9 protein-coding genes are annotated in these 12,306 nt (G+C 35.8%); 3 read left to right on the top strand and 6 right to left on the bottom strand.

Annotated elements, in window-relative coordinates:
- Window positions 1–13: 13 nt before the first annotated feature.
- Both OQ292_RS32140 and OQ292_RS32135 read left to right on the top strand, forming a co-directional pair.
- Window positions 14–3,280 carry an efflux RND transporter permease subunit gene (locus tag OQ292_RS32140; RefSeq protein ID WP_284688392.1) on the top strand — a complete coding sequence of 1,089 codons (3,267 nt, stop codon included), beginning with the start codon at window positions 14–16 and terminating at the stop codon, window positions 3,278–3,280.
- 22 nt (window positions 3,281–3,302) lie between these two features.
- Window positions 3,303–4,421, top strand: a complete 1,119-nt coding sequence (locus tag OQ292_RS32135) for an efflux RND transporter periplasmic adaptor subunit (RefSeq protein ID WP_284688391.1) — start codon at window positions 3,303–3,305, stop codon at window positions 4,419–4,421.
- A 53-nt stretch (window positions 4,422–4,474) separates the two neighbouring features.
- Here the strand turns inward: OQ292_RS32135 and OQ292_RS32130 are convergent, their stop codons facing one another.
- From OQ292_RS32130 to OQ292_RS32120, 3 genes are all read right to left on the bottom strand, one after another.
- The gene (locus tag OQ292_RS32130) at window positions 4,475–6,091 is read right to left on the bottom strand and encodes a DUF8832 domain-containing protein (protein ID WP_284688390.1); all 1,617 of its coding nucleotides are present in this window, start codon (window positions 6,089–6,091) and stop codon (window positions 4,475–4,477) included.
- A gap of 3 nt (window positions 6,092–6,094) precedes the next feature.
- Window positions 6,095–7,300, bottom strand: a complete 1,206-nt coding sequence (locus OQ292_RS32125) for a hypothetical protein (RefSeq protein WP_284688389.1) — start codon at window positions 7,298–7,300, stop codon at window positions 6,095–6,097.
- Between the two features lie 221 nt (window positions 7,301–7,521).
- Window positions 7,522–7,713 carry a cold-shock protein gene (locus OQ292_RS32120; protein ID WP_284688388.1) on the bottom strand — a complete coding sequence of 64 codons (192 nt, stop codon included), beginning with the start codon at window positions 7,711–7,713 and terminating at the stop codon, window positions 7,522–7,524.
- Between the two features lie 576 nt (window positions 7,714–8,289).
- On the opposite strand from OQ292_RS32120, the gene corA reads away from it, so the two are divergent.
- Window positions 8,290–9,435, top strand: a complete 1,146-nt coding sequence (corA, locus tag OQ292_RS32115; protein WP_284688387.1) for a magnesium/cobalt transporter CorA — start codon at window positions 8,290–8,292, stop codon at window positions 9,433–9,435.
- Between the two features lie 16 nt (window positions 9,436–9,451).
- Here corA and OQ292_RS32110 read toward each other — a convergent pair whose 3' ends face one another.
- The 3 genes from OQ292_RS32110 to OQ292_RS32100 all read right to left on the bottom strand — a co-directional run bounded on the left by OQ292_RS32110 (window position 9,452) and on the right by OQ292_RS32100 (window position 12,255).
- Window positions 9,452–10,489 carry a DUF3500 domain-containing protein gene (locus tag OQ292_RS32110; RefSeq protein ID WP_284688386.1) on the bottom strand — a complete coding sequence of 346 codons (1,038 nt, stop codon included), beginning with the start codon at window positions 10,487–10,489 and terminating at the stop codon, window positions 9,452–9,454.
- Window positions 10,490–10,634: 145 nt separating this feature from the next.
- Window positions 10,635–11,285: a Crp/Fnr family transcriptional regulator gene (locus OQ292_RS32105; RefSeq protein ID WP_284688385.1), complete on the bottom strand. Its 651-nt coding sequence runs from the start codon at window positions 11,283–11,285 to the stop codon at window positions 10,635–10,637.
- 406 nt (window positions 11,286–11,691) lie between these two features.
- Complete coding sequence (locus tag OQ292_RS32100) at window positions 11,692–12,255, bottom strand: hypothetical protein (protein WP_284688384.1); 564 nt, start codon at window positions 12,253–12,255, stop codon at window positions 11,692–11,694.
- Window positions 12,256–12,306: the final 51 nt, after the last annotated feature.

The following is a 12,306-nucleotide window of genomic DNA, read 5'->3' as shown; positions in this document are numbered from 1 at the left end:
ACTAGCTTAAAAAATGGATTTAATACGTTTTGCATTACGAAAACCCATCACTATTCTCGTACTAGTTGCCGGGCTTTTCTTTTTCGGTTACAAAGCGGTAAATAATATAAAGATTGATATTTTTCCCCAGCTCGATCTGCCTGTTATCTATATCTCGCACCCATACAATGGTTATACTCCCGAACAGATGGAAACTTTCTTCGGAAAGCGGTATGTAAACATTCTGCTCTTCGTAAATGGTATCAAAGCCATCGAAACGAAAAACATTCAGGGTTTAACCATGATGAAAATTAGTTTCTATCCGGGAACAGATATGGCAAAGGCTGCTGCCGAAGTAAGTGCTTTTTCAAATAGACTCCAAGTCGCATTTCCTCCGGGATCGAGTCCACCTTTTATCATTCGATTTGATGCTTCTACCCTACCAGTTGGCCAGCTTGTTTTAAGTAGCGATCAGCGAACAAACAACGAGCTACTTGATATGGCAAATATCTATGTGCGTTCTACATTTACTTCTATTCCGGGTTTGGTGAGTTCGCCACCTTTTGGAGGTAATGTGAGAACAGTCGTTATAAAAGCTGATCCTCGATTGCTTCGTCAACACAACCTCACACCAGATCAGCTAGTGGAAGCAATGCGATTGAATAACATCACTTCGCCTTCTGGTAATGTGCGTATTGGAGACACCAACTATATTTTGCCTACCAATACATTAATAGAAACGGTAGAAGATTTTCAGAACATTCCAATTTTTAAAGGAGGCGTTCAGAACCTTTATATGAGAGATGTGGCCACCATAGAAGATGGTGCCGACGTAACATCAGGTTATGCCTTGGTTAATGGCCGCCGCTCTGTTTACTTGAGTATTGCAAAAAGTGCTGATGCTTCTACATGGGAGGTTGTTCAAAACCTGAAAAAAGCCATGCCAGCCATGCAAGCTCAATTACCAGAAGATGTATCTCTGAGTTACGAATTTGATCAGTCTTCTTATGTAATTAACTCAGTAGAAAGTTTAATGCACGAAGGTATAATTGGTGCAGTACTTACAGGAATAATGGTATTGCTTTTCCTTGGTGACCCTAGAGGAGCATTAATTGTGGTGCTTACCATCCCGACTTCAATTATTTCTGCTGTTTTGTTCCTCGATTTATTCGGGCAAACCATCAACATAATGACCTTGAGTGGTTTGGCACTCGCCATTGGTATTCTGGTCGATGAAAGTACAGTAACCATTGAAAATATTCACCAGCATCTCGATATGGGTAAACCCAAATCGTTGGCAGTTTGGGATGCTTGTAAAGAAATTGCCTTCCCTAAATTACTTATCTTATTCTGTATTTTAGCGGTGTTTGCTCCAGCATTTACTATGTCTGGTATTCCGGGTTCTTTATTCTTGCCATTAGCATTGTCTATCGGTTTTAGTATGACGATCTCGTACTTCCTCGCACAAACCTTTGTGCCGATCATGGCAAACTGGTTAATTAAAGGAAAGCACGATAAAGAAAATGATGCTGAGGTTTTTGCTGATTCTCACATGGAAGACGAAGACGATACATGGAGCCAAAAAGCCATGTTAGTAGAAAGGGAAGACAGCAATATGGATGGTAAAATAGACTTAATGGAGCGACTCAGAATGCGCTACCTCAAGTTTATTAAAAGAATGATTCCATACAGAAAACCAATTGTTGGAGCATACATATTAATTGCGTCTGCTTTGGTCGTGTTGATGATTTCTTCAATTGGTCGCGATGTACTTCCAAAAGTAAATAGTGGTCAGTTTCAGATCAGACTACGTCTACCAGATGGTACAAGAATCGAAAGAACTGAAGAACAAACCATTAAACTTACCGAAGCTATTAAAGAATTGGTGGGGGAAGAAAACTTCTCAGTATCTTCAGGATATGTTGGCTTGCATCCACAGCTATTCTCTATTAGCCCAATATTCTTGTGGATGGCTGGGCCGCACGAAGCTGTACTTCAAGTAGCACTTGCACATGGTTATGAAGTAGAACTGGATGAATTAAAAGACAACATCCGCGAAATTGCTGCTGATATTAACAGCCAAATGATACTTTCTTTTGAACCTATCGAATTAACAGACAAAATTTTAAGTCAAGGTTCTCCTACTCCAATTGAAGTGAGATTCTCTGGAAGGGTAAAGAAAAACAATGAAGAGTATGCCAAAAAGATTATTCCTGAACTAAAGAAGATTCCTTATTTAAGAGATATTCAAATTGGCCAGTCAATCAATTATCCAGTTATTAATATAGAAATAGACAGGATAAAAGCCGCTCAGCTTGGCATTGATGTAAATAACATTGCTCGTTCGTTGGTAGCTTCTACTTCTTCATCAAGAAGTACAGAGAAAAACGTTTGGATAGATTCAAAATCAAACAACAGCTACAACGTGCAGGTGCAAATTCCTGAAAGTAAGATGAACAGCATTGAAGATATTTCTGAGATTCCTTTGCTTAAAAATGCGTCAAGGCCTGTATTAGGCGACATTGCCACATTTAAAAGAAGTACTTCTTATGGAGAAGCCGATGATTTAGGGGCAATGCCAATGTTAACTGTTACTGCTAACATAAGCGATATTGATTTAGGCACCGCTGCTGATGATGTACAAGCTGCTATTGATAGGCTTGGAGAATTGCCAAGAGGACTAAATGTTGAATTGATTGGCTTGAGCAAAACCTTAATTGAAACACTAGATAGTTTGCAAAATGGTTTGGTTGTAGCAATTTTAGTAATCTTCTTAATGTTGGCTGCCAACTTCCAATCTTTTAAAGTTTCGGCAATTGTACTGGCAACTGTTCCCGCAGTATTATTAGGCTCCTTAGTTTTATTGATGCTTTTTGGCTCAACTTTGAACTTACAATCTTATATGGGCATTATCATGTCAGTAGGTGTTTCTATATCTAATGCTGTATTGTTAATTACCAATGCAGAGCAATTACGCATGCATTCTGGCGATGCCTTTCTTGCAGCAGAAGAAGCTGCCGCACTCCGACTAAGACCAATAATTATGACAGCCCTAGCCATGGTAGTAGGTATGGTACCAATGGCTATCGGTATGGGTGAAGCAGGAGATCAATCTTCTCCACTTGGAAGAGCTGTAATTGGAGGTCTGGTAGCATCCACCTTTGCTGTATTGTTTATTTTACCACTTGCATTTGCTTGGGGCCAAGAAAAAACAACAATACAAAGTGTTTCACTCGATCCAGAAGACGAAGAGAGTATTCACTTTATACCCAACTTACATACAAAATCACCAAAAGTTTAAATATATTTTAAGTACCTAAGTCATGAGACGAATCTATCAGATTACCTTCTTGTTTTTCACACTTTCAGCTTTTCCAAGTTTGATGCAAAGTTGCACAACTGAACATGCGAAAGGTGAAGGAATTGAAAAGAAAACAGAAATTCCGGGTATTCCTGCTTTTTCTCTTACAAAAAATAATTTATCAACCTCTATCAGAATTCCAGGAGAACTGATTGCTTTCCAACAGGTGGATTTATATGCTAAAGTGAGCAGCTTTATTAACAAACTTCATGTTGATATCGGCAGTGAAGTTAAAAAAGGAGATTTGCTTGCCAGTATGGATGCACCTGAAATTAACTCTCAGCTTGCTGCTGCAGAATCTAGGCTTAAATCGCAAGAAGCCATTTATCTTGCCAGCAAAGCTACTTACAACCGTTTGCTCGAAACCAGTAAAACCCCCGGCACCATTTCACCTAACGATCTTGAAATGGCTGATGCTAAACAGAAGTCAGATATGGCGCAACTTGAAGCCGCTAAAGCTGCTCATTACGAGATTATGGCGAATAAAGATTATCTGGAAATTAGAGCCCCTTTTAACGGAATAATAACTGCAAGAAATGTAAGTGCCGGAGCCTATGTAGGCCCAACTGGGAAAGGATCAGATTCTCCTATTTTTACACTTCAACAACAAGATAAATTGAGGTTGGTAATTAGTGTTCCTGAGCAATATATTGGCTATTTAAAGAATCAAGACGAGGTAAACTTTACGGTTCGCTCTTATCCAAACGAAACTTTTACAGCTAAAGTAGCTCGCTTAGCAGGTGCACTTGATAGCAGATTGAGGTCACAACGTACAGAAATGGACGTCGTTAACCCAGATAAAAGATTACTCCCAGGCATGGTGGCAGAGGTATCGATTCCATTGGTATCAAACGAGCCATCTTTTGTAGTGCCATCTACTGCGGTGCTTAATTCTACAGAAGGTGTTTTTGTAATTAAAGTGAAGGATGAGAAAAGCGTTTGGGTACCTGTTTCTCTAGGACAGAATGGAGAAGGTAAAACAGAAGTTTTTGGTGATTTAAGCGAAGGTGATACAATTATTCTTAATGCCACAGAAGAAATTAGAAATAATGGTGCTGTTAGCAAAGTAGATCTTTCTTGATTAATTTTCTTTCCTATTTCATGATAAGAAGCTCACCTCTCGGTGAGCTTTTTTTATTGCTTTGCAAGCATCTCTTCATCTTCTGTTACATGCACATCGAAGCCTGCCGTTATCACTTCATTTTTTACTTTTACCTGCACCCAGATTCTATACTCACCAGCATTTGGAAAAGCATATGGAAAAGAAACTTGATTTGATAAGCCTTTCTCATCCATCATTTTTAGTATCTCGGTACTCATGGTAGTAATCTGGTTCGGATTAAGATTTTGTAGTTTGCTCATGTCGTAGTTGTTAGAATCAAGCACAACACAAAGGGTTATATCATCGCTTATTCTATTTGCCAACATTTCTTGAGCTGCCATTGAGATAGTTCCCACAGGGTGAAGATGAATAAAAACAGAAGCATCTTTTTTTACAATGGCTGAATGCCCTAACATTCCCAAATATGGTTCGAGCACGACTGGCAAACCATTTTCATCTGTAAGTTCAAACTTTAAAGATTCTATCTGTCCTGCTTTATAAACTTTTTCTTTATCTCTTACCCATTTCATTTTATAACCAGCCACAGTATTCTGAGTAAAATTTTCAGGGGTTTCGAAATGATAATAAGAATCGTCACTATCTGATGCTGGTATGCTATCTATATCTAAAGAGTTTGAAACTGGAATAATAGAAGCTGTTTGCATGTTGCCAGCCTCAATATCTACCGATGTAACCAGTGTTTCATTCAAGCCACTTTGGTGAACTATATCTGCAAACAAATGATATTTGCCTTCTGGCATTTCTGGTAAATTAACATCATAAGTAACCGAATCATACTTTACAGGATGGAGGTGAGCAAAATTATCGTAATCTACATCGCTCATCATAAACAAATGCACCAACTTACCATGGTCTGGAATTAAATCGCCAGGTACTCTATCAAACCTTCCTTCATCACCCAAGTGCAATCTTAGCATCTGATCATCTCGAATTTGATTCACTTCAGCCGAAAGCTGAATCGGCTTATACATACTGTTTTTGTAATAATCCTCTTCACTTTGCCACCACATTTTCCCCAAATATATGAGCCCAGAAAGTACAAATAACATAGATACTCCTACCCCAATTGCCTTTCCTTTTCTTTTCTTGTTGATTTTTTCACCTGGTGTAAGTGTAGCTTCGCCAGCACTTGTCCCCACAATGGTTGCTCCTCCGATAAAAAGAATTAAACCAAGTATCACTAAAATTACACCTGTATTTTCATCCAGTTCTAATTGAGCAGTAGCCAAAGCAGGTACAGGAATTACTGTAGTACCTCTGCCTTGCATTCCATCGACAGTAATTTTTACACTAGAAGAACCATTAGACATTAACCATAATTCTCCGGCAAATAAGGTCTCGTCGCCAGCGACTTGAGTAGCAATATCTGGTTCGGGTGCATTTTCATCTCCATAGCGAAAATATACTGTTTGCATACTTACCTGATTAATCTCTCCTTCTGGAATTCTCACAGAAACTTGAGCCAAACCAGGAACAACCTCTGGTGGTTGAATATTCACCAATAATTTATAAGCACCTGCACTGCCTTCAAATACAATATTAGGACTACCAACATGTGCCGAGCAAAACAGCAATATTGTAAATAGTATACCTAGAGAAATGAGACTTTTTATCTTATTTATTTTCATATTTTATCTTTTTACTGCTTTCATCCAGTTGCCCCACCATAAACCAATTCTTGTTGAAAGCATGGTAATTAGTAATGCCCAAGCTAAGCCTTTAAGCAAACTGGCTGTTCCAGTTTCTAACCAAGGATAAAACTCGTTTCTGTACTTCCAGTCTGGATTCCAGTTATAAGCTACAGCATCTCCAATAAACATCCAGTTTTTTGCATAATCGCTCAAAAGAAAAGCTCCAAAATTCCATTGTATAGCCAAAAAACTAACAAAGAAAATAGCTCCCATACATACTGCATTGAGCCAATCATTTTTTAGCTCAAACTTATTTCTAAATAGATCGAGTAATACCGCGGGTATAATTAATAAATGAGGAAATTCGTAAGGAACGTAATGGGTAATTGGATTTACTACAGGTCCCAACTTTGGTGTTGCAGGGAAAAGTGGCAATAACCAAATCATGAATAATTGAACCGCCATGTAAAACAAGGCCGCTGTAGTTATCGGCATTTTTAATCCCGAAGCTCTGCCAGCCGAAATTAAAAAAAGCGGATAAGCTGCTCCACCAACTATATAAAATATAGAAGCGTGGCTATGATTAGGAGATAAATATTCTGAAAGTATTGTTCCAACGATGGCTATAAGCATACCAACTGTGTATACATACATCGTTTGAACTAGTTTTAGCTTTTTTTCTGCGATTAAGCCATTTTCGGTTTGATAGTTTTTAATTGAGTTTTGATAAGAAAGCAATTGAATTACAGAACCGAGCTGAACCATAATCATTCCCATGGCTAGCAATGTATGTGGAGGGCTAAGTATTTCAACATCTAAACCATAAGCATTGTGCCACCAATCGTCAAAAGGAGCTGAGGTGAGCATAGCCAAAGCTCCCCAAACCAAAAACAAGGCACTTAATGGTGAGCGAAAACCCCAAAACCAAACAGCTTTTTCTTTCTCTTGTTGGGTTCCAAAAAAAGTAGTTTTTATCATCAGATAACCGCCTCCAATTCCTGCCAGTAAACCACCAAGGTAGATCAGTAAGTGAGGTGGAGAAAATAAACCATCTCTACCTATGCTTAGGTGCCAAGAAATATCCCAGATTAAACCTGTGATAATACTTGTTGTTGCTATTAGTGCCGAATAAATAAACCAAGGCATTTGCCATACAGAAGATGAAACTATACTCCTGTCAACTTTTTGGGAATAGGTTAATTCCATAAATCAATTTAATTTAAGAAAACTCAGGATGAACTATGAATGGTTGTTTTCAAAAAATGGTTAGTTCTTATCGAACTTTAATTTATAAATTAATTTAAAAACATCCTATTTTGAGGGAGGGGCAAAAATTCTGAATGGATATTTTAATGTATAGACAAAGAAAAAGCCCCTTTTATCAAAAGGGGCTTACCTAGAATTAATTATATATATTAATTATTATCTTATGCAAGCTTAACATTAATAGCATTTAATCCTTTTCTTCCTTCCACTAATTCGAAAGTAACGTCATCATTCTCTCTGATGTCGTCAACTAAACCAGATACGTGAACGAAATACTCTTTGTCAGATTCAGAATCTTTGATAAAACCGAATCCTTTTGATTCATTAAAAAACTTAACTTTTCCTTCTTTCATGATAAAAAAAAACTGTAATAAATTGTAATATGACACTAAGGTATGTGAAAAAGATGAGGAAAGTAAAGTTTTTGATAAAAATATTTGAAAGTGTTTTTTTTTTTTATGATTTACAGGATTAAAGAAATATTTTATTAGACTTTTTTACGAATTCAAATTTTTCTTAAAGCTAATGCTATTCCAAATATTCAATTGCAAAAACACAATATACCCTTCTTTTTACCCATAAATAAATACATTTTCTATCATAAATAGCATCAACTATAATTTCGCAAAAGAATATTTACATGGAACTATTTAAAAATTAAGATTTTAAAAAAAAATATTTTTTTTTCTAATTCAGCTATTCAATTCCATATTAAAATTATTGTACTTTTTTAAGTTTTGAAATTACGTTGTATCCAAACCTCTATTTATTCATTCTTTTAACCGAAACAAAAACTTAAAACAGTTTAAGTAAAACTGTGTAATTAATATAGCTAAACATAAAATGTAAATTCTGTTAAATTCTATATTGAATATTTGGAAGAATTAATTAAGCTTGTTATCAAAATATAAGAAATTATCTAAACACAAATGGCGAACAGTATTAGTAAAACTATTCAGAATACAACAAAGAAAATTAGACCTCCCAGACTAAACAGCTTTATAGGTGTTTTTAATAGCAAAAATAGATCGGTAAACAAAGGGCTTGCTCCGGGCTCACTGGTTTTTATTGGTAACCGAAAGATGAATAAACCCAAAGTTCGGATTATCGATTACACCAACGAGCACTTTGACGAGAAAGAATTAACTCTGGATGAGATCGATAAACTGGATGACTATAAAAATAGCAATACTGTAAGTTGGATAAATGTAGATGGCTTACACGAAACAGAACTTATTGGTAAAATCGGTGAGATGTTCGACATACACCCACTCTTACAAGAAGATATTCTTAACACAGATCAAAGAGCAAAATTTGAAGATTTCGAAAACTATCTCTTCGTGACTCTTAAAATGTTAAGTATCAACCGTGATAATAACCATCTATCTAATGAGCAAATTAGTATCGTAATTCACAAAAACTTTGTGCTCACTTTTCAGGAAAAGGAGGGTGATGTGTTTGATGCTGTGCGAGAGCGGATAAGATTAAAAAGAGGAAAACTTAGAAATGTTGGCAACGATTACCTTGCTTATGCCTTACTAGATACCATTGTAGACAATTATATTTATCTGCTCGATCATTTAGGTGAGCATATTGAAGATTTGGAGATTCAGTTGCTTAAAAAGCAAACTCAGCTATTACTCAACAAGATTAATACTTATAAGCAGGAGCTCCATTTTATATCGAAAGCAGTAAGACCTGTAAGGGAGCTTATTAAAGAAATTATCAGATCAGAATCGCCCATATTCCATAAGAAGACATATCCGTATTTAAAGGATTTGCTAGATATAGCCACACAGGCTACAGAAACCATTGAAACATTCAGGGAGGTACTTTCAGATTATCTGAATATTTATCATACCGGATTAAGTACCCACCTGAATGAAATTATGAAGGTATTAACCATTTTTTCTGCCATCTTTATCCCGCTTACTTTTATTGCAGGTGTCTACGGAATGAACTTCGAACATATGCCTGAGCTACATTACAAATGGGGATACCCCGGTGTACTTACACTCATGGGAATTGTTGGTTTTGCCATGTTCTGTTTCTTAAAATGGCGAAAATGGTTTTAACAATTTGCATCTAATATTAATGATGGTGATTGGAGCTTTGGTAGTGCTCTTTTATTAAGTCTCTACCCCAGTCACCGTCATAATCTCTCCAAACTGTATGGATGTGATTTGCATCGTTTTGCGTATTATCAAACTCAATCAAAAATGTCTCACCTTGCACACAGTAATAATGTCCATCTCCTAATTGAGTTGCACCAGCCCAACCAAATTTAATTTCATCTATTTCTTCTGTTTTCAATTGGGCCATTCTTTTTTCTGCCAGCTTTTTTGGCATTGCAGAAAGGTACTCATCAATCAATGTAAACAGTAAATTTTGCTGTTTCTGATTCATATCTTTAATAGCCAAACCTTTTCCAGTATGCAAAGGAGAAATTTGATGCTCTATCTCTGCCTGATTGGTACTTTGTATATCCCAGAAAGATTCTAGTTTAAATATGGCCTTTTCTGATTGAGATTTATCTAAAGAATTTACCAGTTCCATCGCCAAGTCTTCTTCTGCTTTTAAGGCTCTAAAACCTTTTCGTGGACCTGCTTTTACTTCTGCCGGATTTGCTCCATAGAATCTTGGGGTGTAAGACATTTTACCATCAACAATAGTAAAGTTGAGTGAAATATGATGCCCTTGAAAATTATAGCCCCATAAAGTTTTGGTAGATGGGTCGCCATAAACCGATAAATAATATTGGTCTGGATCGCGACGCTTGGGGTCGTTATCTATTACTGCCAGCACATCTTCTAGACTAATAATGTCTTTTACTTTTTTGTAGCCTTTTTCACTTAGGTAAGACTGTAATAATTTATGAACCATCGCTTTTTGGCTTGCATCCATTTCTTTAAGCGAAATGCCTGGTCGCTCCCAACTAGACCAAGGCAGATAGTGCCAGTTCATTCTGCTACTGTCTTCGAGTGACATGTGAACCCGATTTCGCTTTTCTTCATCAAGGGAGTTTAAAAGAGCTAGGGCAATTTCTTCTGGTGTGTCTTCTTTATTTAGCGCTAGAATTGCTACAAAAAGAGCAAAAAATAAAGGGATAAGGTAGATCAGTTTTCTCATTTTCGATATTTACTAAAATTGTTGATTGATATTATAACAATATACAATATTAGTGAGAGAAATACGCCTGTTTGAGAAGGGAAAGTTCCTTCTTCAAATAGGTTTCTACCTCAATTCGCATTTACACGTTCATCTCAAACCCTCATCACAACAACTCAATGCTGTTTCTGCCCATTTTAATCATGCCTTTCTTTTCCATCTGTTTGAGTAATCTTGAGATTACTACACGGGTAGAATTAAGTTTTTCGGCAATATCTTGATGCGTGGTTTTAATGATATTCGAGTTGGTGGTTTCTGCTCGGTCTTTTATATATTTAAGCAAGCGCTCATCCATTTTTAAGAAAGCAATGCTATCTATTGTAGTAAGTAATTCTTGAAAACGTCTTTGGTAGATTTGCATCACAAAGCTTTTCCAACTAGAAAACTGAGACATCCAAGCATCCATATAATGCGATGGTACTTTTATCAGTTCTGTATCTTCTACTGCTAAAGCTTTAATGTGGCTGCGCTGATTTGCCATACAACAAGTAAGCGACATAGCGCAAGTATCTCCCGGTTGTAAATAGTAAAGAAATATCTCATTACCGTTTTCATCTTCTCTTATAATTTTGATGAGACCAGTAGTAATTAAAGGAACACTTTTAATAAAGTCTCCGATATCCATAAGTAATTCTCCTGCGCGAACTCTTTTTACAACTCCATTTTCAGCTATAAGCGCTCTAAGCTTTGGCTCTGTTAATTGATAGAAGTGCCCTTGCAAAAGCTCTTCTATTTCACCTTTTGTAGTTATATCCATTATATATTTTGTAGCCAATTGTTTGTCCTACCTAAAAAATCAATTTAAAGTTAAAAAAGTTTGGGTAGTTAATTGAAAAAAGCCAATCATAATTGAATGGCTTATAAAACAAGTTTCTGTGAATATGTATTTTCGAAAATTGCTTTCGATTTTTCTAGTATAAAGCTTAAGTGGGCATCAATAACCAAATACACTTAATACAGGAATTGGAGGAAGAAGACAGGCAAACTATTTTTAGGCTGATGAATAAAATGCTGATGATTAAAAACTTGAAGAGGTCTTTCAGGAAAACTGGAACTAGCATAAAAAAAGGTCGAAGAGAGACCCGTTCGACCAGTTTAAGTTTATTCTTTTTTACTAAGACCAATTGGAAAGCTGCATAACAGTGTGGCTACACAATTAGATATTATTTTGATAAATTTACCATTATTCCCCAATGTTCATCAAGCATATAAATCCATCCATCCTTTTGTTTTGGTATATTTAGAGTATGTTCTATTTGATAATCTTTCAAAACTTTCTTTAAATTATTAATATCATTATATGAATACAAATAATATACATCACTATAATTATTCCCTCTAATATCTGTACAAAATAATATATAATTATTAAAATTAATTTCTAAACAAAAAATTTGAGCATTTTGCATTAACGATATCACATATTTTTCAGAGTACCCTTGCATTTCAAGTTCTTCACGTAAAAGAAGTTCTTTATGTGTATCAAGGTTATTATATCTCAAAGATTGTTTTATATTTTCCATGAATATAATTGAGTTATGAGATGATTTGTCTTCAAAATAATCTGCTAAACTCTGATATGAACTTTTGCTTGTTAATTCTTCTTCAGCATATTTAATAACATCACGATTAGCACGAGGTCTACTATGATAAATCGAATAACATATATATATTAAAAAAACTGAACCTGTTATAAATGATAAAATATTTCTGATTTTATTTAACATACTTAATATTACGTTTATTGGGGGGGCACTTTATAACCATCTGTTTTATAA

Origin of the sequence: Chondrinema litorale (assembly GCF_026250525.1) — a bacterium.
In the GTDB taxonomy this organism is placed as follows: domain Bacteria; phylum Bacteroidota; class Bacteroidia; order Cytophagales; family Flammeovirgaceae; genus Chondrinema; species Chondrinema litorale.
Note: the sequence above shows the minus strand (reverse complement) of the source record. Positions and strands in the feature narration are given on the sequence as shown.

Excerpts from the sequence above, each read along its gene's own strand:
- OQ292_RS32140 (WP_284688392.1), top strand. The coding sequence starts at position 14 with ATGGATTTAATACGTTTTGCATTACGAAAACCCATCACTATTCTCGTA.
- OQ292_RS32135 (WP_284688391.1), top strand. The coding sequence starts at position 3,303 with ATGAGACGAATCTATCAGATTACCTTCTTGTTTTTCACACTTTCAGCT.
- OQ292_RS32130 (WP_284688390.1), bottom strand. The coding sequence starts at position 6,091 with ATGAAAATAAATAAGATAAAAAGTCTCATTTCTCTAGGTATACTATTT.
- OQ292_RS32125 (WP_284688389.1), bottom strand. The coding sequence starts at position 7,300 with ATGGAATTAACCTATTCCCAAAAAGTTGACAGGAGTATAGTTTCATCT.
- OQ292_RS32120 (WP_284688388.1), bottom strand. The coding sequence starts at position 7,713 with ATGAAAGAAGGAAAAGTTAAGTTTTTTAATGAATCAAAAGGATTCGGT.
- corA (WP_284688387.1), top strand. The coding sequence starts at position 8,290 with ATGGCGAACAGTATTAGTAAAACTATTCAGAATACAACAAAGAAAATT.
- OQ292_RS32110 (WP_284688386.1), bottom strand. The coding sequence starts at position 10,489 with ATGAGAAAACTGATCTACCTTATCCCTTTATTTTTTGCTCTTTTTGTA.
- OQ292_RS32105 (WP_284688385.1), bottom strand. The coding sequence starts at position 11,285 with ATGGATATAACTACAAAAGGTGAAATAGAAGAGCTTTTGCAAGGGCAC.
- OQ292_RS32100 (WP_284688384.1), bottom strand. The coding sequence starts at position 12,255 with ATGTTAAATAAAATCAGAAATATTTTATCATTTATAACAGGTTCAGTT.